Origin of the sequence: Nonomuraea sp. NPDC050022 (assembly GCF_044460705.1) — a bacterium.
GTDB lineage: Bacteria > Actinomycetota > Actinomycetes > Streptosporangiales > Streptosporangiaceae > Nonomuraea.
The window spans coordinates 63,763-83,947 of record NZ_JBITKE010000011.1; the positions used below are offsets into that span (position 1 = coordinate 63,763).

At 70.4% G+C, this 20,185-nt stretch carries 17 protein-coding genes; 3 read left to right on the forward strand and 14 right to left on the reverse strand.

Features of this window, described 5'->3' with window-relative positions; translation table 11 throughout:
* Window positions 1-68: 68 nt before the first annotated feature.
* From eis to pgsA, 13 genes are all read right to left on the reverse strand, one after another.
* A complete protein-coding gene (gene eis / locus ACIBO2_RS40890) occupies window positions 69-1,226 on the reverse strand; it encodes a GNAT family N-acetyltransferase (RefSeq protein WP_358545921.1) in 1,158 nt (385 codons plus the stop codon).
* Window positions 1,227-1,237: 11 nt separating this feature from the next.
* Window positions 1,238-2,872, reverse strand: a complete 1,635-nt coding sequence (locus ACIBO2_RS40895; protein ID WP_397303852.1) for a carbohydrate ABC transporter permease — start codon at window positions 2,870-2,872, stop codon at window positions 1,238-1,240.
* Window positions 2,873-2,913: 41 nt separating this feature from the next.
* The gene (locus ACIBO2_RS40900; RefSeq protein WP_357654744.1) at window positions 2,914-3,666 is read right to left on the reverse strand and encodes a YebC/PmpR family DNA-binding transcriptional regulator; all 753 of its coding nucleotides are present in this window, start codon (window positions 3,664-3,666) and stop codon (window positions 2,914-2,916) included.
* Window positions 3,667-3,669: 3 nt separating this feature from the next.
* Window positions 3,670-4,248: a pyridoxal 5'-phosphate synthase glutaminase subunit PdxT gene (gene pdxT / locus ACIBO2_RS40905; RefSeq protein ID WP_357955577.1), complete on the reverse strand. Its 579-nt coding sequence runs from the start codon at window positions 4,246-4,248 to the stop codon at window positions 3,670-3,672.
* 78 nt (window positions 4,249-4,326) lie between these two features.
* Window positions 4,327-5,490 carry an MFS transporter gene (locus ACIBO2_RS40910; protein ID WP_397303854.1) on the reverse strand — a complete coding sequence of 388 codons (1,164 nt, stop codon included), beginning with the start codon at window positions 5,488-5,490 and terminating at the stop codon, window positions 4,327-4,329.
* Between the two features lie 43 nt (window positions 5,491-5,533).
* Window positions 5,534-5,956 carry a MarR family transcriptional regulator gene (locus ACIBO2_RS40915; protein WP_358545928.1) on the reverse strand — a complete coding sequence of 141 codons (423 nt, stop codon included), beginning with the start codon at window positions 5,954-5,956 and terminating at the stop codon, window positions 5,534-5,536.
* An 83-nt stretch (window positions 5,957-6,039) separates the two neighbouring features.
* Complete coding sequence (locus ACIBO2_RS40920; RefSeq protein ID WP_397303855.1) at window positions 6,040-7,722, reverse strand: alkaline phosphatase D family protein; 1,683 nt, start codon at window positions 7,720-7,722, stop codon at window positions 6,040-6,042.
* 220 nt (window positions 7,723-7,942) lie between these two features.
* The gene (gene pdxS, locus ACIBO2_RS40925; RefSeq protein WP_357654753.1) at window positions 7,943-8,863 is read right to left on the reverse strand and encodes a pyridoxal 5'-phosphate synthase lyase subunit PdxS; all 921 of its coding nucleotides are present in this window, start codon (window positions 8,861-8,863) and stop codon (window positions 7,943-7,945) included.
* A 109-nt stretch (window positions 8,864-8,972) separates the two neighbouring features.
* Window positions 8,973-9,980, reverse strand: coding sequence for a DUF3048 domain-containing protein (locus ACIBO2_RS40930; protein WP_358545933.1), 1,008 nt, complete (start codon window positions 9,978-9,980; stop codon window positions 8,973-8,975).
* Window positions 9,981-10,057: 77 nt separating this feature from the next.
* The gene (locus ACIBO2_RS40935; RefSeq protein WP_393465317.1) at window positions 10,058-10,588 is read right to left on the reverse strand and encodes a hypothetical protein; all 531 of its coding nucleotides are present in this window, start codon (window positions 10,586-10,588) and stop codon (window positions 10,058-10,060) included.
* A gap of 46 nt (window positions 10,589-10,634) precedes the next feature.
* A complete protein-coding gene (locus ACIBO2_RS40940) occupies window positions 10,635-11,765 on the reverse strand; it encodes a glycosyltransferase family 4 protein (RefSeq protein ID WP_358545935.1) in 1,131 nt (376 codons plus the stop codon).
* A complete protein-coding gene (locus ACIBO2_RS40945; RefSeq protein WP_358545937.1) occupies window positions 11,762-12,670 on the reverse strand; it encodes a phosphatidylinositol mannoside acyltransferase in 909 nt (302 codons plus the stop codon). The genes ACIBO2_RS40940 and ACIBO2_RS40945 overlap by 4 nt, the downstream gene beginning before the upstream one ends.
* Window positions 12,667-13,299 carry a phosphatidylinositol phosphate synthase gene (gene pgsA / locus ACIBO2_RS40950; RefSeq protein WP_358187255.1) on the reverse strand — a complete coding sequence of 211 codons (633 nt, stop codon included), beginning with the start codon at window positions 13,297-13,299 and terminating at the stop codon, window positions 12,667-12,669. Before pgsA ends, ACIBO2_RS40945 begins: the two co-directional genes overlap by 4 nt.
* Window positions 13,300-13,443: 144 nt before the next feature.
* Between pgsA and ACIBO2_RS40955 the strand changes: the two genes are divergently transcribed.
* The 3 genes from ACIBO2_RS40955 (at window position 13,444) to ACIBO2_RS40965 (ending at window position 19,503) form a co-directional block, all read left to right on the forward strand.
* Window positions 13,444-15,582 (forward strand): elongation factor G-like protein EF-G2, encoded by a 2,139-nt coding sequence (locus tag ACIBO2_RS40955; protein ID WP_358545939.1) that lies wholly within the window; start codon window positions 13,444-13,446, stop codon window positions 15,580-15,582.
* A gap of 129 nt (window positions 15,583-15,711) precedes the next feature.
* On the forward strand, window positions 15,712-17,289 hold the full coding sequence (locus ACIBO2_RS40960) for a family 10 glycosylhydrolase (RefSeq protein WP_358545941.1): 1,578 nt from the start codon (window positions 15,712-15,714) through the stop codon (window positions 17,287-17,289).
* Window positions 17,290-17,448: 159 nt separating this feature from the next.
* Window positions 17,449-19,503 carry a hypothetical protein gene (locus tag ACIBO2_RS40965; RefSeq protein ID WP_358545943.1) on the forward strand — a complete coding sequence of 685 codons (2,055 nt, stop codon included), beginning with the start codon at window positions 17,449-17,451 and terminating at the stop codon, window positions 19,501-19,503.
* Here the strand turns inward: ACIBO2_RS40965 and ACIBO2_RS40970 are convergent.
* Window positions 19,459-19,989, reverse strand: a complete 531-nt coding sequence (locus ACIBO2_RS40970; RefSeq protein WP_308016238.1) for an HIT domain-containing protein — start codon at window positions 19,987-19,989, stop codon at window positions 19,459-19,461. The genes ACIBO2_RS40965 and ACIBO2_RS40970 overlap by 45 nt on opposite strands.
* Between the last annotated feature and the right edge of the window lie 196 nt (window positions 19,990-20,185).

Consider the following 20,185-nt stretch of genomic DNA (forward strand, 5'->3'; position numbering starts at 1 on the left):
ACCGTACGACCGCCTTCTGGAACGCCCGCGACCGTACGACCGCCGGAGAGCGGACGTGGCTGGGGCGGTCAGAAGTAGTCCAGCATGTACGGCTTGGCGGCGAAGACGGTGTCCAGTAGCTCGTCGTAGCGCTCGTGCCCGGACATGAGGCCGCCGCGCCGCAGCGTGGCCGCCGGGATCCCGGCGTACAGCGCGGAGAGGCCGTTGATCGACAGCACCGCCCCGGACTCCCCCGAGTCCCCGAGCGGCGTGGCGGCCCCGGCCCCGCCGGAGAACTCCAGCCGCCAGCGCCCCGTGTTGCCCGCCCGCAGCCGGTCGGTCACCTCGACGACCGCCTCGCCCGCGACCGCGGCCGGGTATCCCCTGCGCTCCACGGCCGCCGCCACGTCGAGGACGCGGAACATCCACCGCACCTGCTTGATGGTCTCCGTGGACCGCTCACGCAGCAGCCACAGCACCGGGTCGTCGGGCGCGACGTTGGCGGTGACGTGCGCGGCCATCGACGACGCGCTGCCCACCAGCGACCACAGCGCCCTGGCGGTCTGCTCGGACTCGGCGACGAGGTTGTCGACCTCGATGTCCGGGCCGGCCCAGCGGTAAACGACGTAGCCGTCCGGCGCCAGATAGAGGAAGTCGTCCTCCTGGCCGAGCCACAGCGCCCAGGTGCGTTCGTCCCATGAGACGGGGCCGGAGGCGCGCGCGGCGCCGTGCGCCCGCCGCAGCACCGAGACCACCTCGGCCGCGTCGCCGGGACCCATCCTGCGCAGCTCGACCCGGCCGCTGGGCGGGATCGTCCGCAGCGACTCGGCCGGGAGCGTGACGCGGTGCTGCGCCCCCGCGTGCTCGTAGCCGGCCGAGCGGTAGAGCGGCGTGGTGGCCGGATAGAGCGCGGACACGGCGTCGCCGAACGCCACGGCCCGCTCCACGGTGGCCTGCATGAGCCGGCCACCGACCCCCTTGCCGCGATCCTCCGGGCTGACGGTGACGGCCGCGACCCCGGCCAAGGGCTGCGGCTTGCCGTGCCACCACTGGGTGAACGGGCGCAGCCGCGCGGTCGCGACCAGCCTGGGCCCGTCGAACATGCCCAGGTAGCGGCCCTCGGCCAGCGCCGGCAGCGCCGCCTGGCGCCAGCGCTCCCGCTCGGCGGCCGGAACCAGGCCGAAGGAGCGCTGGCGAAGGTCGAGAACGGCGTCAAGGTCGTCGGAGGTCACATCACGGATGTCCACGGTCCCACAATTTACGCAGGTGAGGCGTCCGCCCGCGAACGGCCCACGGTGATGGCGAGCCGGTCGAGGTAGAGCAGCTGCGCGGCGACGATCCCGATCAGCGCGGCGGCGACCACGGCCAGCGGCGTGGCCAGGCCGACGTCGGGCAAGGCCGAGGTGTAGCCGCTGGTCCGGGTGAGCAGCTGGACCGGCGCGGTGGCCAGGCCGGGGTCCTGGGCGACCAGCAGGGGCCACAGGAGCTCCTGGCCGTTCACGAGCGTGACGGCCAGGACGAGGATGCCGGCCATGGGGAGCGAGGGCAGGACCACGCCGCCCAGGAAGTCCTTGCCGGTCCGCGCGGCCAGCCCCTTGCACAGCAGCGTCAGGATCAGCAGGGCGGGCACGCTGACCAGCACCGGCTGGACGAGGGCGACGAAGGAGTCGATCAGGCTCATGCCGCGGACGGTGCGCCAGCCGGCCAGGCTCAGCGGGCCCATCCCGACGAACAGCCAGGGGGCGAACACCAGCAGCAGCCACTCGCTCCTGCGGCCCAGCGGCCGCAGCCCGCCGATGCCGAGTGCCCCGAGGTAGGCGACGCCCACCGACACCAGCGCGCCGATCAGTGCGGGCGCCCAGGTGTTGACGACCGTGCGCCACCCGGACGGGGCCGCGGATCCCGGCTGGGCGGGCGCCAGCAGCGCCGACAGCCACGGCCAGGTCAAGGCGAGCCCGACGGCGGCGACGACCACCAGCGCCGCCACGCCGACGATCACCTTGGCCCCGGAGCCGGCGCGTACGACGTCCTGATCCGGGGTCGCCCCCCGGGGCTCGATCGTGATGCGCATGCCGCTCGCCGCCGCCACGCAGACCGCGCCGATCCCCAGGACGCCCAGGACCAGCCCCATGACGGTCGCCACCGTGGCGCCCAGCCCGACCCTGCCCACCATGAAGGTGTAGGTGTACTGGACGAGGCTCAGCGTCTGTGTGGACCCGTTGGGGCCGCCGTGCGTCATGGTCAGCCCGATCGCGAACGTCTGCAGCCCGGCGGCGACCATCGCCAGGGCGACCAGCCCGCCCACGGCCAGCATGGCCGGTGAGACCGTGCCGCCGCGCAGCGCGGGCAGGAACGCCATCGTCGCCAGCGCGCAGACCACGCCGAAGGTGGCGGCGGCCAGGATGAGCTGGAGCGTTCCCGGAGCCGTGGCGGGGTCGCGCACGCCCTCGGTCATCGTGGCCAGGCCGGACGCGTCGGGCATCAGCCCGCGCATCCAGGAGACCGCCACGGCCACCGGCGAGAACGCCACCAGGGCCAGTGACAGCACGATCCGCCCGGCGCGCCTCGGCCACGCTCCCGACCAGTCGAGCGCCAGCGCGAGCAGCGGCCCCACCACCACGGCCACCAGCAGCGGGATGACCGTTATGGACAGCGTGAAGACCAGTGCCTTCCAGAACGCCCCTTGACCCAGCACCTGCCCGTAGTTGGCCAGTCCCACGAAGACGCTCGGGCCGGTGAGCCCGGCCGACTGGAGGCTGAGCAGGATCGTCTGGACGGTGGGCAGGAGCAAGGTGATCAACGTACCCAGCAGGGCCGGCAGCAGGAGCAGCCAGCCGAGAGCCGGAGACGCGAAGGCGGGCGAGATGTCGGTAGAGGTACGGGGGGAGGTCACGACGCCCGACCTTACAGCGGACTCAGATCAGGCGTGCGCCATCACGCTTCCAGCTTCTCCATGATCTCGTCCGAGACGTCGAAGTTGGCGAAGACGTTCTGCACGTCGTCGCTGTCCTCGAGCGCGTCGATGAGGCGGAACACCTTTTTGGCGCCGTCCTCGTCGAGCGGCACGCTCATCGTGGGCAGGAAGCTCGACTCGGCGGAGTCGTAGTCGATGCCCGCCTCCTGGAGCGCCTTGCGCACCGGCACCAGGTCGCCGGCCTCGGAGACGACCTCGAAGGAGTCGCCCAGGTCGTTGACCTCCTCGGCGCCCGCCTCCAGCACGGCCGTCAGCACGTCGTCCTCGTCGAGCCCCTGCTTGGGCACGAGCACGACGCCCTTGCGGTGGAACATGTAGGACACCGAGTTGGGGTCGGCCAGCGAGCCGCCGTTGCGGGTGAGCGCGACGCGCACCTCGGAGGCCGCGCGGTTGCGGTTGTCGGTGAGGCACTCGATGAGCACCGCGACGCCGCCGGGCGCGTAGCCCTCGTACATGATGGTCTGCCAGTCGGCGCCGCCCGCCTCCAGGCCGCCGCCGCGCTTACGGGCCCGTTCGATGTTGTCGTTGGGCACCGAGTTCTTCTTGGCCTTGAAGATGGCGTCGAAGAGCGTCGGGTTGGCGTCCGGATCGGGGCCGCCGGTCCGGGCCGCCACCTCGATGTTCTTGATGAGCTTCGCGAACAGCTTGCCGCGCTTGGCGTCGAGCGCGGCCTTCTTGTGCTTCGTCGTCGCCCATTTGGAGTGGCCGGACATTACCTAGAGCTCCCTCAGCATGTCTACGAAGTATCGGTGCACGCGCGTGTCACCCGTCAGCTCAGGGTGGAACGAGGTCGCGAGCAGCGGCCCTTGGCGGACCGCGACGATCCTATCCCCAGGCTCGGCGATGCCCAGCACTTCGACGTCCGTGCCGACCGATTCGACCCATGGGGCGCGGATGAAGATGGCGTGCACCCGCTCGCCGGCGAAGTCCAGATCGGACTCGAAGGAGTCGATCTGGCGGCCGAAGGCGTTGCGCCTGACGACCATGTCGATGCCGCCGATGGTCTGCTGTCCCTCGGCGCCGTCCTCGATCCGGTCGGCCAGCATGATCATGCCGGCGCAGGAGCCGTAGGCGGGCATGCCGTCCTTGATCCGCATCCGCAGGGGTTCGAGCAGGTCGAAGGTGTCGGCGAGCTTCCACATCGTGGTCGATTCGCCGCCGGGGATGACCAGGCCGTCGACCGTGTCCAGCTCGGCGGGCCGGCGTACGGCGATGGCCGACGCGCCGGCCTCCTGGAGCATGCGCACATGCTCGCGCACGCTTCCTTGGAGAGCGAGTACACCGATCGTGGGCACGGTGATCCTTCCGTCCGGCTTACGGGGTCTGGACAATTCAACACCAGGACGGCCTGGGATCTTCCTAGGGGTGGGCGATCACGCCGCCGCGGCGGCCTCCTGGACCACGACGTCCACGCGGGACAGGGCGCTCAGGTGGTGGCGCCGGGCGTACAGGATGGCCATGCCGATCAGGCAGCACAGAGCGCCCAGCGCGTACGGGACCGGCGCGCCGAGTTCCTCGCCCAGCTTGGTGGCGATGAAGGGGGCCAGCGCGCCGCCCATCCAGCGGACGAAGTTGTAGCCGGCGGAGGCGACGGGCCGGGGCGCGTCGGAGACCTCCATGGCCGACTCGGTGAAGACGGTGTTGTTCAGGCCGATCGGAATGCCGGACAGGATCGTGCAGACGATGATCCCGGCGTGCCCCGACACGGCGATGCCGACCTGGAGGACGGCCAGCACGGCCAGCGCCAGGTGCAGGACGTTCACCGAGCCGATCCGGCGCTGCAGCGGCGGCGCGCCGAACACCGAGGCGAGCGCCACGCACACGCCCCAGCCGAAGAACACCGCGCCGATGCCGTAGGCGCTCATGTGCAGGATGAACGGGGTGAAGGCGAGGATCGTGAAGAAGGCGAAGTTGTAGAACAGCGCGGTGAAGGCCGTGGTGGACAGGCCCCCATGGGCCAGGGCCCGCAGCGGCGCGCTCAGCTTGGTCCTGACGGCGGGTTTGGGCGTCTTCTCCAGCAGCGTGGCGATCAGCACGAACCCGGCGGCCATCAGCGTGGCGGTGCCGAAGAAGGGGGCTCGCCAGTTCCAGTCGCCGAGCAGCGCGCCGGCCAGCGGGCCCGCAGAGATGCCCAGGCCGAGCGCGGCCTCGTACAGGATGATGGCCGCGGCGCCGCCGCCGCTGGCCGCGCCGACGATGACGGCGAGCGCGGTGGCCACGAACAGCGCGTTGCCCAGGCCCCAGCCGGCGCGGAAGCCGACGAGCTCGGTGACGCTGGTGGAGGTGCCCGCGAGCGCGGCGAAGACGATGACCAGCGCGAGCCCGGCCAGCAGGGTGCGCTTGCCGCCGATGCGGCTGGAGACCCAGCCGGTCAGCAGCATGGCGACGGCGGTCACCAGGAAGTAGCTGGTGAACAGCAGCGACACCTGGCTGGGCGTGGCCTTCAGACCTTGGGCGATGGACGGCAGGATGGGGTCGACGAGACCGATGCCCATGAAGGCGACCACCGCGGCGAAGGCGGTGGCCCAGACGGACATCGGCTGACGAAGGATTCCGCCACCGGACTGCATAGTGCTCCTCTCATGTGCGGCCGAGCTTCGCCAACGTGGGCAAGGCGACCGCCAGGGCGGCTCGCTCGTCATCGCTGAGCGCCGCCAGTTCCCGGCTGAGGTGGGCGATCCTGGCCTGGCGTACGGCCCGCAGCCGGACGCGGCCCTCGTCGGTGAGCTCGACCGTCCTGACGCGGGCGTCGGCCGGGTCGGCGCCTCTGGCCACCAGCCCCGCCTCTTCCAGGCGGTTGATCTGCACGGACATGGTGGGCAGTTGCACGGCGTGCTCCTCGGCCAGCTCTGTCATCCGGCGCGGGCCGGGCTCCAGGGAGCCGAGGACGGCGTACTGCTGGCTGGTGACCGGCTGGCCCGCCACCGTGCGCCGCAGCAGCAGCACCAGGTGGCGGAGCACCGCGGAGACCTGTTCGGCCAGCTCGGTGGGATCGTCCCTCATAATACTTAGCCTAACTAACTTAGCCTGGCTAATATTCCAGGCGTGAAAAGGCGGCGCCCTGCCGGACGCCGCCTCGCCGGAAATTACGGGCGTTCGGTCTCCAGACGGACGGTCTCGTCCACCGTGACGCGCCGCGCGAGCACGGACGGGTCGAGCGGCCGCAGGTACGTCTGCTGCACCCCGGGGACGCGGTCCTCGACCACGAACGTCGCCCTCGTGTACGCCTCCGCACCGGGCTCCCGCAGGTGGGGCACCACCTTGAAGTCCGCGGTGAGCGCGTCGCGCTCGATCTTCGTCAGCACGTAGCCGCGCTGGTTGTTGTAGAACTTCAGGTGCGGGTTGATGGCCAGGAACGGGTGCGTGGCCGGGTCGGAGTCCGCGCCGTCGCCGCCGGTGGAGATCGAGCTGGCCACCAGTTCGGAGCCCACGCTCGGGCCGGTCGGGTCGTCGTAGTTCAGCTTCAGGTCGCTGGCCCAGTGCGCGTGCACGTCACCGGTCAGCACGACGGGGTTGCGCACCTTGGCGTCGACCCAGCCCTGCGTGATCCGCCGGCGGGAGGCGACGTACCCGTCCCAGGCGTCCATGCTGGTCACCTTGGCCGGGCCGGCGTTGTTGTCACGCTGGGCGAAGAACACCTGCTGGCCGATGATGTCCCACTGCGCCCGCGACTTGTGGAAGCCGTCGACCAGCCACTCCTCCTGCGCCGCGCCGGTGATCGACCTCGCGGGGTCCACCGCGGCCGGGCAGTCCTTGTAGCCGTCGCCGCAGCCCTGGTCGTCGCGGTACTGGCGGGTGTCGAGCATGTGGAAGGTGGCCATCCGACCCCAGCGCACGCGCCGGTAGAGCTGCATGTCGATGCCGCGCGGGATGGAGGTGCGGCGCAGCGGCATGTTCTCGTAGTAGGCCCGGAAGGCGGCCTCACGGCGCTGCAGGAAGGTCGGCTGGTCCTCGGCGTGCTCCGGGACCTCGTCGGCCCAGTTGTTGTCCACCTCGTGGTCGTCGAAGACGACGAGCCAGGGGGCGGTGGCGTGGGCGGCCTGAAGGTCGGGGTCGGCCTTGTACTGGGCGTGGCGCTGGCGGTAGTTGGCCAGCGTGACGGTCTCGGGGCCCTCGTGGTTGCGTACGTTGCCGCCGGGGATGTTGTAGGTGTTCTTGGTGTATTCGTACTGGTAGTCGCCCAGGTGCAGGATGAGGTCCGGGTGCTCCTCGGCCAGCCTCCGGTAGGAGGTGAAGTAGCCGTGCTCGTACTGGGCGCAGGAGACGAAGGCCATCGACAGGGCGCCGCCGTACGACAGCGGGTCCGGGGCGGTCCTGGCCCGGCCGACGGGCGAGACGTACGGGCCGACGCGGAAGCGGTACCAGTACTCACGGTCGGAGCCGAGACTGTCGACCTCGACATGCACACTGTGGCCCCATTCGGGGGCGGCCACGGTGACGCCGCCGCGGACCACGCGACGGCAGCGCTCGTCGGAGTAGATCTGCCACAGCACCGGGAACGGCCGCTGCGGCATGCCGCCGAAACCGTCCTCGGCCAGCGGCTGCTGAGCCAGCCGGGTCCACAGCACGAAGCCCTCGTGGTCGGGGTCGCCGCTGGCGACGCCGAGCGTGAACGGGTCGGTGGTCAGGCCCCGCGAGGCCAGGCTCTGGGCGGTCTCGGCGGCGGGGTCCGGGGTGGGGTCGGCGTGGGCGGCGGTGGCCGGGAGAGCCGCGGCGGCACCCGCGGTTAACCCGGCGACGAGGAAGTGCCGGCGGTTGAGCTTGGACACGGGGCGCTCCTGGGACGATCAGTGGGGAGGGGGCGTCCCGTAGCCTGACTCAGAATCGTGACGCCCGGGTGAACACCACCTAACACGAAAAAGGCGACATCCTTCACGGATATCGCCTTCTTCGGAAATTTCCGTCGTCGTGGCGGTGTGCCCGGCGTACTAGATCATTTCATTCCGAGTCGCGCGTGACCTGCGGCGACACGCCGCACAGCGACCGATGTCACCAACCGCGCTCGGCGAGGCGGTGCGGCTGGGGGATGTCGTCGACGTTGATGCCGACCATCGCCTCGCCCAGCCCGCGCGAGACCTTGGCGATCACGTCGGGGTCGTCGTAGAACGTGGTGGCCTTGACGATGGCGGCGGCGCGCTTGGCCGGGTCGCCCGACTTGAAGATGCCGGAGCCGACGAACACGCCCTCGGCGCCGAGCTGCATCATCATCGCCGCGTCGGCCGGGGTGGCGATGCCGCCCGCGGTGAACAGCACGACGGGCAGCTTGCCGGTGCGGGCCACCTCGGCGACCAGCTCGTACGGCGCCTGCAGCTCCTTGGCCGCGACGTAGAGCTCGTCCTCGGGCAGCGAGCTGAGCCGCTTGAGCTCGCCGCGGATCGTCCGCATGTGGGTGACCGCGTTGGAGACGTCGCCGGTGCCGGCCTCACCCTTGGAGCGGATCATGGCCGCGCCCTCGGTGATGCGGCGCAGGGCCTCGCCCAGGTTCGTCGCGCCGCACACGAAGGGCACGGTGAACTGCCACTTGTCGATGTGGTTGGCGTAGTCGGCCGGGGTCAGCACCTCGGACTCGTCGACGTAGTCGACGCCCAGGGCCTGCAGCACGCGGGCCTCGGTGAAGTGGCCGATGCGGGCCTTGGCCATGACCGGGATCGACACGGCGGCGATGATGCCGTCGATCATGTCGGGATCGCTCATCCGGGACACGCCGCCCTGCGCGCGGATGTCGGCGGGCACGCGCTCCAGGGCCATCACGGCGACGGCGCCGGCGTCTTCGGCGATCTTCGCCTGCTCGGGGGTGACGACGTCCATGATGACGCCGCCCTTGAGCATCTCGGCCATGCCACGCTTGACGCGCGCGGTGCCGGTGACGGGGGTGTTTTCGGGCGTGCTGGACACGACGGTCTTCCTCACAAAAGCGAACGGTAAGTTATCAAACCCATGGTAGGTCCTGAGGGCCTCTCCCCTGACACGCCACCATGTCAGGATTTATCAGCCCTCTTGTACATCTAGGTGCGCATTTCTAGGGGATGACGGGCTTGCGGCTGGCGAGCGCGACCCAGACCTGGCCGGGCGCGAAGTTCATCGGCTCACCACTCTCCGTGGTGAAGGTCGTGCCGCTCTCCTCCGACTTGCGCTCCCACTTGGCCTTGTACGCCTTGCCGTCACGCAGCACCACCGCCGAGCCCTTGCCGACGCTGTGCACCAGGGGCGTGTAGCTCTGGTTCTTGTCGTGGAACTGGGAGCGCTCGGTCTTGGTGTACTGGACGACGATCGTGGGCGCGCCGAGCTGACCGCCCTCCGCCGCCATGTCCTTCTTGCCGTCCTGCCAGATCATCCACTTCTTGTCGTCCTCGGACCAGCCGAAAGTGAAGCGGGCGCCGGGCCATTTGACGCTGTAGGTCTTCTTGTCCACGCCGCCGTCGGCCGGGGCGTCGCCGAAGGTGAAGCCGATGTCCTTGGCCTTGTCGGCGCCCGGGGCCCGCGACAGCAGCTTCTTGGTGTTGGCGAACAGGTTGTAAGGGGCGAAGCGGCCCGGCTGGCGGAAGAAGGCGCCGGGGTTGCGGGTGTCGCCGACGTCGTACAGCGACGCCTTGGCCATGAACGGCAGCATCAGCGACTGCACGCCCGAGTAGGCGAAGGCGGGCTTGCCGAACTGCGGCACGATGTGCAGGTCGGAGATGCGGGCACTACGTACGGGCCCCACCTTGGCCGGCAGCTTGGAGGAGAAGACCGCCATCAGACGGGTCAGACCGGCCTCGACCTGCTCGATGTAGACGATGTCCGCGCTCTTGAGCCCGAGCTGGGGCTTGCCGGCGGCGGTGTTCTCGATCTTCACGGCGAGCACCGGCTTGGCGGCGCCCTCCATCGGCAGCCCGGTGAACGGGTGGGTCTTGCCGGGCTCGGCCGCGGGCTCCTCGGTCGGGGACGCCGTGGTCGCCTGCGGGGCCTTGCCCGCCGCGGGCTCGTTCGACGAGCAGGCCGCGACCGGCAGCAGAACCGCCGCTCCGGCCAGCGTCACGGTAATCATCCGAGGTAGCCGCACCTGTGTACTCCTCCGCATGGGCCAAGAAACGGAAGAAGCCTACCGGCGCTCTCCAAATCGGGTCATTCAGTTGCCATAGTCGCCGGCGGATTGTCATCTATTTCGAAGAATTGGGGGTATTCGGTATGTCCGGCCAGGCGAAGGACTCTGGCGAGCCAGCGCCGCTGGGCCGTACGCGTGACACCCACGGCGCTGTTGTAGAAACGGCGCGAATAGACGACCTTGGCCACGGCCGCGCCGAGCTCTTCGAGCAGCGCCTGCCCGCCCGGCGACTCCGACAGCTTCTCGGTGAAGCGCTCCTGCTCGACCACGGCGCGCAGCGCGCCCGACAGGTCGCTCTCGGCGTGCTCGCGATCGTCCGGCCCGGCCATCCTGGCCTCGTGCGCCGCCGCGGCCAGCACCAGCGAGGTCGCCGGATCGAGCAGCCGGGAGCCGGCCAGCTCCAGCACCACGGCCCGGCGCCGCATGAGCGCGGCGTCGAGCGCCTCGCGGGCCAGCTCCAGCCGGATGTGCAACCGGTCGAGGCGGCCCGCCCGCCAGGAGATGTAGACGGCCGTGAGCACCACGACGATGCCCGCGATCAGCACGATCATGGTCGAGGTCACAGGTCCTCCGTGTCGCCCACGCCGCCGGCCGAGGTCACAGGTCTTCCTCCACGCCGCCCGCGCCGCTGGCCGTCACCGTCTCATAGACCCGGACGACGTCACGGGCGACCGTCGACCAGTCGTACTTGCCGACCGCGACCAGCGCCTCCTCGGCCAGCTTCGCGCGGCGCTCCGGGGCGTCGAGCAGCGCCGCCGCCTCGCGGGCCAGCGAGGCCGGGTCGCCGTTGGCGAACAGCGCGCCCGCCTGCCCCTCGCCCAGCACCTTGCGGAAGGCCGGGATATCGCTGGCCAGCACGGTCGCGCCGGAGGCCATGGCCTCGGCCAGCACGATGCCGAAGCTCTCGCCCCGGGTGTTGGGCGCGCAGAACACGTCGACCGAGTGGTAGGCGCGGATCTTGTCGGCCTCGCTGACCATGCCGAGCACGGTGACCCGGTCGTGCAGCTCCTTGGGCACCCGGTCGTAGACGTCCTTGGCGTCGCCCGGCCCGGCGATGAGCAGCTTGAGCTCCGGACGTTCGGCCGCCAGCGGCTTGAAGGCGTCCAGCAGGATCGGCAGGCCCTTGCGCTCCTCGTCCATCCGGCCGAGGAAGCCGAGCGTGGCGCCGTCGGGCCCCCAGCCGTCGAGCGGTTCGGCGTGGGCGTAGCGGCTGACGGTCACCCCGTTGGGGATCAGCACGGTGTCGCCGCCGAACTGCTCGACCAGGCTCTTTCGGGCCGCGTCGGAGACCGCGATGCGGCCGCTGAGCTTCTCCAGCGCGCTGCGCAGCAGCGGCTCGGCCACCGCGATGGCCCGCGAGCGGGTCCAGGAGGCGTGGAAGGTGGCCACGATCGGCCCCTTGGCCGCCCAGCAGGCCAGCACGCCCAGGCTCGGCACCAGCGGCTCGTGGATGTGCAGCACGTCGAAGTGGCCGTCGCGCACCCAGCGCCGCACCCGCGCCGCCGAGATGAAGCCGAACGACATCCTGGCCACCGACCCGTTGTAGGGCACCGGGATGGCCCGGCCCGCACCCGTCACGTACGGCGGCAGCTCCTCGTCGTCGGCGGCCGGCGCGATGACCGAGACCTCGTGCTCCTGCGCGATGAGCGCCTGCGCCAGGTCGTCGATGTGCTGTTTGACCCCGCCGGGCATGTCCCAGGAATAGGGACAGACGATGCCCACCTTCATCTCGCCAGGTCCTCCAGCCAGAGCCGCTGCAGCATGTGCCAGTCCTCCGGATGCTCGGCGATGCCCTTTTCGAAGACGTCCGTCAGCCGCTGCGCCACGATGGCGACCTTCTCCTGCCTGGTGCCCTCCTCGGGCACGGGGATCTCCTCGTGGATGTCGATCCCCCAGTCGTCGCCGTGGAAGTAGACGGTGGCGGGCAGCAGCGCCGCGCCCGTCTGGACGGCCAGCAGCGGCGGGCCGGCGGGCACCTTGGTGGCCGAGCCGAAGAAGCGCACCTCGATGCCGCTCTTGGTCAGGTCGCGCTCGGCGGGCAGGCAGACGACGCCGCCCCGGCGTACGCGCGTGGCCAGTGTCCCGAAGTTGTGGCCGTCACCGCCCGTGAGCGGCAGCACCTCCATGCCCAGCCCCTCGCGGAAGGCGACATAGCGCCGGAACAGCGACTCGGGCTTGAGCCGCTCCGCGACGGTCGCGAACGGGTGGCCCACGCCCACCAGCCACGCGCCGGCCTGGTCCCAGTTGCCCATGTGCGGCAGCGCCAGCACCACCCCGCGCCCGGCGGCCACCGTGTCGTGGATGTGCTCGGCGCCGGTCACGTGCGTGCGGCGGACGATGTCCTCGCGGCGCATCGACGGCAGCCGGAACACCTCGTGGAAGTAGCGGAAGTAGGAGCGCATGCCGGCCCGGCTCAGCTCGCGCAGCTCACCGCTGCCGGGATCGAGCCCGGTCACCCTGGCCAGGTTGGACTCCAGGCGGCGCACCGACTTGCCGCGCTTGCGCCACACCCGGTCGGCCAGCAGCCGGAAGGCCCCCGCGGTCGCGCGCTGGGGCAGCAGCGGGACGAGCTTCCAGCCGGCCGCGAACCCCGCGGCGACGACCCGATCGGTGACCGAGATCTTCTGGCTCATCGCTCCCTCGTCTGCCGCGTCTGTGAGTGGACGTGGACCACCCGCTGCACCACCGTGACCGCGCTGGCCAGGGCCAGCAGCCACATCCCCGCGGGCAGGACGTACGGTACGCCGAGACCGGCGAAGAAGGTGGCCACCAGCGCGACGACCAGCCGCTCCGGCCGCTCGGCCAGCCCGACGTCACAGGTGAGCCCGAGGCCCTCCGCCCTGGCCTTGGCGTAGGACACCAGCGTCCCGGCGACCAGGCAGGCCAGCGTCACCGCGGCCATCAGCGCGTCGTCCTTCGAGATGAAGTAAAGAATCAGCCCGGAAAATATGGCCGCGTCGGCCACCCTGTCGAGGGTCGAGTCGAGGAAGGCCCCCCAGGTGCTGCCGCCCTTGCCGCCGAGCCGGGCCACCAGGCCGTCGAGCAGGTCGAACAGCACGAACACCGTGATCAGCAGGGCGCCCCAGGACAGCTGGCCCAGCGGGAAGAAGAGCAGCGCGCAGACGACGGTGCCGATCGTGCCGATCGCCGTGACGACGTTCGGCCCGATTCCGCGGGCGGCCAGAGCCCTGCCCAGCGGGGTGAGTATCCGGGTCATGGCCGGGCGCAGGAGTTTCAGCATCGCGGTCTGATCGTAGGCCATTTACGAGCCGACGACTTTCTTTGCCCCACCCCCCTTGTGATATCCGCCACAGGGGTATTTGGTGAACACACCGCGTCCATGCGGTTTCTGTCCCCTCGCTCGGGCGCGGCGTTGGCACGTCAACCGACGACGCGGGAGGCGAATGTGGCAGAGAAGAACCCTGGTCATGCCATGGGAGCCGCGGGCAGGGCACCAGCGGCCGACAGGGCGGATGCGATACGCAATGTCGTGCTGGTCGGCCATTCAGGGGCGGGTAAGACGACCCTCGTGGAGCAGCTGCTGGCCGCGACGGGCACCGTTCAGCGGGCCGGCCGGGTGGAGGACGGCAACACGGTCAGCGACTTCGACGAGGTGGAGGTACGTCAGCAGCGTTCGGTGAACCTGTCACTGGCGCCGCTGGTGCACAACAGCATCAAGATCAACCTTCTGGACACCCCCGGTTACGCCGACTTCGTGGGCGACCTGCGCGCCGGACTGCGCGCGGCCGACGCCGCCCTGTTCGTCGTGTCGGCCTCGGAGGGCATCGACGGGCTGACCCAGATGCTCTGGGAGGAGTGCAGCCAGGTCGGCATGCCCAGAGCCGTCGTGATCACCAAGATCGACCACCAACGCGCCGACTTCGACGAGGTCCTCGCCACCTGCCAGGACGTCTTCGGCGACGGCGTGGCCCCCCTCTACCTGCCGGTGATCACCAACGGGCACGTGAACGGCCTGATCGGCCTGCTGTCGCAGAAGTTCTACAACTACGCCACGGGCACGCGCACCGAGAAGGACCCGGGTGCCGAGTACGAGTCGCAGATCGAGGAGCACCGCGGCGTCCTGATCGAGGGCATCATCCAGGAGAGCGAAGACGAGTCGCTCATGGAGCGCTACCTGGAGGGCGAGCCGATCGACACCAAGGTCCTCATCGAGGACCTCGAGAAGGCCGTCGCGCGGGGCAGCTTCTTCCCCGTACTGTGCAGCGGCATCGGCGTGGGCGCCCAAGAGGTGCTCGAACTCATGACGCAGGGCTTCCCCTCCCCGCTCGAACACCCGATGCCGGAGATCACCTCCCTCGACGGCAAGCCTGTCCAGGGCATCACCTGCGACCCCGACGGCCCGCTGGTCGCCGAGGTCGTCAAGACCACCAGCGACCCGTACGTGGGCCGCATCAGCCTGGTACGCGTCTTCTCCGGCTCCCTGCGCCCCGACATGACCGTGCACGTGTCAGGGCACGGCCTGGCCGAGCGCGGGCACGAGGACCACGACGTGGACGAGCGCATCGGGACCCTCACCTGCCCGCTGGGCAAGCAGCAGCGCGGCGCGCCGAAGGGGGTGGCGGGCGACATCATCGCGGTGGCCAAGCTCTCCCGGGCCGAGACCGGCGACACGCTGTCGGAGGTGGACAAGCCCCTGCTCATGACGGCGTGGGAGACGCCGGAGCCGCTGCTCCCGGTCGCCATCCAGGCCAAGTCCAAGGCCGACGAGGACAAGCTGTCGCAGGCGCTGGGCCGCCTGGTGGCCGAGGACCCGACGCTGCGGCTGGAGAACAACGCCGAGACCAGGCAGCTCGTACTCTGGTGCATGGGTGAGGCCCACACCGATGTGCTCCTCGACCGGCTGTCCAAGCGGCACGGCGTCGAGGTCGAGCGCATCGACCTGCGGGTGCCGCTGCGCGAGACGTTCGGCGGCAAGTGCCAGGCGATGGGCCGCAACGTCAAGCAGACGGGCGGTCACGGCCAGTTCGCGATCTGCCATCTGGAGGTGGAGCCGCTGCCGTCCGGCGGCGGGTTCGAGTTCGTGGACAAGATCGTCGGCGGTGTGGTGCCCCGGCAGTTCATCCCGTCGGTGGAGAAGGGCGTGCGCGCCCAGATGGAGCGGGGCGTCGTCGCCGGCTACCCGATGGTGGACGTGCGGGTCACGCTGTACGACGGCAAGGCGCACTCGGTCGACTCCTCCGACATGGCCTTCCAGATCGCCGGGCAACTGGCGCTCAAGGAGGCCGCGTCCAAGGTGCCGACGCTGCTGCTGGAGCCGGTCGACGAGCTGTCGGTGCTGGTGGCCGACGACTACGTGGGCTCGGTGATGTCGGACCTGTCGTCGCGGCGCGGCCGGGTGCTCGGCACCGAGCCGGTGGGCACCGGACGCACTCTGGTCAAGGCCGAGGTGCCCGAGCTGGAGATCACCCGCTACGCCATCGACCTGCGGTCCATGTCGCACGGCACCGGGACCTTCCAGCGGGCGTTCCTGCGCTACGAGCCGCTGCCGACGCACGTGGCGGAGAAGGTCGCCGTCACGGACTGACGTACGGACCGAGCCGGGAGGGGCAGCCGTCCCTCCCGGCACATCCATTACTCTGGCCACTCGAACATCACGAAACGATTTCTTTTTTCCGGCCTGCGCACGTCGGAGCCAATGCCAGACTGGAACATCATGCGAACCGGACGCCCTCTCATCGCCGCTGCCGCCCTCGCCACCGTCACCGTCGGCGCCGCCTACCTCTTCGGACCGGCAGCCAAGCAGACACCCGCGGTGACCGCCTCGACCACCGCCGCGAAGAAGACGGCAGCCGAAACGCGGGACGGGGCCGCCTGCACCGCCGACGTCCGCTACCCCAAGCGCCAGCTGCGCGGCATCTGGATCGCCACGGTCAAGAACATCGACTGGCCCTCGCGCACCGGCCTGTCCGTCGCCAAGCAGCAGGCCGAATACCTCAAGATTCTGGACGCGGCGGTCAAACGCCGCTTCAACGCGGTGTTCGTACAGGTGCGGCCGGCCTCCGACGCGCTCTACAAGTCCTCGATCGAGCCGTGGACGCAATATCTGACCGGCACCGCCGGAAAGGACCCGGGCTGGGACCCGCTGCCGTTCCTCATCGCCGAGGCGCACAAGCGCGGCCTGGAGTTCCACGCCTGGTTCAACCCCTATCGCGCCTCCTACGACGGCGACGTGGCCGACCTGCCCGCCAACCACCCTGCCCGCCAGCACCCGGGCTGGACCGTCAAGTACGACGGGCGCCTCTACTACAACCCCGGTCTGCCGGCGGTCCGCGAGCACGTCACCAAGGTCGTCACCGACGTGACGCGGCGCTATGACATCGACGGGGTGCACTTCGACGACTACTTCTACCCGTATCCGGGCGAGGGCGGCACGTTCAACGACGCGGCCGCCTTTACAAAGTATGGCAAGGGCAAGAACCTGGCCGACTGGCGACGGGACAACGTCGACAAGCTGATCGCCCAGGTCGACGAGGCCGTGCACGCGACCAAGAAGTACGTCAAGTTCGGCGTCAGCCCGTTCGGCATCTGGCGCAACAAGGCGGAGGATCCGACGGGCTCCAAGACCTCCGGCATGTCGGCCTATGACTCGATTTATGCGGATGCGCGGCATTGGATCAAGGCGGGCACAGTCGACTACGTGATGCCGCAGCTCTACTGGTCGCGCGGCTTCAAGGCGGCCGACTACCGGGCCCTGGCGCCATGGTGGGCCAACGAGGTCAAGGGCACCGATGTCGACCTCTACATCGGCCAGGCCCTCTACCGGGTGGGCACCAGGGACGACAAGGCGTGGACCAAGCCGGGCGAGCTGTCCGCCCATCTGACGCTCAACCGCGAATACCGGCAGATCGGCGGCGACGTCTACTTCAGCGCCGCGCAACTGCTCAGCAACCCGCTGGGCGCCGTCGACCGCCTGGCCAAGGAGCACTACAGCCGCCCGGCGCTGCTGCCGCTCATCAAGGACCGCGGCGGCGAGGCCCCGGCCAAACCCGCGGCGGTCAAGGCGGCCGGCCAGGTCATCTCGTGGAAAGCGAGCCAGGGCGCCCGCTCGTACGCGGTCTACGAGGTCCCGAAGTCGGGCCAGGACTGCCAGGCCGTGGACGCCCGCAACCTGGTGGCCGTGGTCACCACACCCACGTTCACCGCCGGCGCGCCGGGCACCTACCTGGTGACCTCCCTCGACCGCCTGCAGAACGAGAGCAAGCCCGCCAAGGTGACGGTCGCCCCGGCTTGAGGCCTTGGAGCCGACCTGACGGCCCTGGGGCGGACCTGACGGGGCTGACCTGACGGTCTTGGGGCTGACCTGGGACCCTGGAGTTGAACGGTCTCGCCACCCACGGCGAGGTGAGACGATGCTGCGGACGGTAGCCGTAGATCGTAGGGGGACATTCCCGTGAGGCGCGTGCTGGTCGTGATGGCGGTTCTCCTGTTCGTCGGGGGGTTCGCCCAGGCGGGGCAGGCCGAGGACGGTGGTGGGCGGGTCGCGCTCATCGGTGTGCCGGGGCTCCACTGGAACGACATCACCCCGAACGACACGCCCAATCTGTGGCGGCTCGCGGGTGCCAGTGCGATCGGATCGCTGTCCGTACGCACTGTGGGCAGCCTGACCTGCCCCTACGACGGATGGCTCACCGTGTCGGCGGGCACCAGGTCGGCCTCCGGCTACAGCTGCGGCGCGCCGCCGGCGCCGGAGGCGAGCGGCCAGGGCGCCGTCATCCCCGACTACCGCTACCTCATCGACGTGGCGGGCCAGCGCAACGCGGGCACGCTCGGCGAGGCGCTGAAGGCCGCGGGCCAGTGCTCGGTCGCGATCGGCCCGGGCGCCGCGCTGGCGCTGGCGGACCGGAGCGGCGCGGTGTCCCGTTACCTCGCCTCCCCCGACCAGGTCACGGCCGCCGACCTGACGCAGTGCCGGATGGTCGCGGCCGAGGTCGACGACCTCATCCGCCCCTACCTGGCCGCCGGCAGGCTGCCCCGCGTGCCCGACCAGCTCGGCGCCCCCGAGCGCCGGGCCGCCCTGCGGCAGGCCGACGCGAAGGCGGGAGCCCTGCTGTCGGCTCTGCCCGCCGACGCCACCGTCATCCTGGCCGGCCTGTCCGACCACGGCTCCGTACCGCACCTGCGGGTGGCGATGCTGCGCCAGTCCGGCGCGCAGGGCCGCCTGCTCGGCGCCGCCTCCACGCACCGCGACGACATCTCGATCCTGCCCGACCTGACGGCCACCGCGCTGACCACGGTCGGCGTGCCGGTGCCCGCCACGGTCGTGGGCGTGCCGCTCCAGGTGAGCGCGCAGAGCGCGACGATCGACCGGCTGCGCCGCGCCGACGCCACCGCGCAGACGATCCGCTCGGTCAAGGGCATCTACTTCACGGTCGTAGCCGTGCTGCAGGTCCTGTTCTACCTGATCGCGTTCCTGCTGCTGCGCCGCCGCAAGGGCCTGCCCTGGGTACGCCTGGCGGCGGTCGCCCTGGCCTCGCTGCCCGTCTCCAGCTACCTGGTCAACCTGCTGCCGTGGTCCACCCTGCCGGGCCTGATCGGCGGCGCGCTCGGCTGGACGGCGGCCATCACCCTCCTCGCTTGCGCGGGGCCGTGGCGGCGCAGCCCGCTCGGCCCGCTCACCGTCGTGGCGGGCATCACCGCGCTCACGCTCGCCGGCGACCTGCTCACCGGCACGACCCTGCAGCTCAACAGCATCATGGGCTACAGCGCCGAGGTGGGCGCCCGCTACTACGGCCTGGGCAACATCCCGTTCGCGCTGCTGGCCACCGGCACCCTGCTGGCGACCACGACCATCGCCCACCACTTCCCCGGCAAGGTGGGCGTGGCGGCGGTGGCGGTGCTGGGGGCGTTCGCGATGGTGCTCGGCGGCTCGGGCATGGGCAGCGACTTCGGCGGTGTGATCGCGTTCGTCCCGGGCATCGCGGTGACCGCGCTGCTCATAGCGGGCAAGCGGGTGTCGATCGTGAAGCTGGGCGCGTTCTGCGTGGCGGGGGCGGTGATCGTGATGACGTTCGCGGTCATCAACTACCTGCAGCCGCCCGACAAGCAGACCCACCTGGGCCGCTTCGTCGGACAGGTGCTCAGCGGCGAGGCGCTCGAGGTCATCCTGCGCAAGCTCAGCGCCATGCTCGCCACGCTGCTCAGCCCCAACCTGATGCCGATCGTGATCGCCGCCACCGCGTTCCTCGTCTACGCGATCCTGCGGCCCGAGCAGGCCTCGGCCGGAGTGGTGCCCGCCGCCTTCACCTACTCCCCCGCGCTGCGCGCCGGGCTGATCGGCACGCTCGTGAGCGGCGTCCTCGGGATGCTGGTCAACGACTCCGGCGCGGCCGTACTGTCGATGGCCCTGGCCCTGGCGATCCCGCTGCTGCTGTCGGCAGGCATCTCCGCGCTGCCGCGGCCGTCAGTCCCAAGCGTCGGCGAGCAGCTCGCGCGTGTCACGAAGTAGCTGCGGCAACACCTTGGTCTGCGCGACGACCGGCATGAAGTTGGTGTCCCCGCCCCACCTCGGCACCACATGCTGGTGCAGGTGGGCGGCGATGCCCGCCCCCGCCACCTGACCGAGGTTCATGCCGACGTTGAACCCCTGGGCCCCACTCGCCTTGCGCAGCGCGCGCACCGCCCGCTGCGTGAACTCCGCCAGCTCCACCAGCTCGGCGCCATCGAGCAGGTCATAGTCGGGTACGTGCCGATAGGGCACGATCATGAGGTGGCCGGAGTTGTAGGGATAGAGGTTGAGCACCGCGTACACGACCTCCCCCCTGGCCACGATCAGCCCCTCCTCGTCGCTCATCTTGGGGATGGCGTCGAATGGACACCCGTCGTCGGCGCCCGTCCCGGTCGGCTTGCCCTCGCCCTTGATGTAGGCCATCCGATGCGGGGTCCACAGCCGCTGGAAGTTGTCTGGTGCCCCGGCCCCTGCCTGATCGTGCATATCTAGCAGCATAGGGCCCCAGGTCTTGGGACAAACGGCACAGGCTTCCGGGACAATCCTCAAGACCGCCCAGAGGAGGCCGCGATGACCGACGCATTAGGCGACGACACCACCAACCCGGGCACCACGGGGACGAACAGCACGGGATACGAACCCCCGGCATACCTCGCCATGGGATATGGCGATACCGACACCG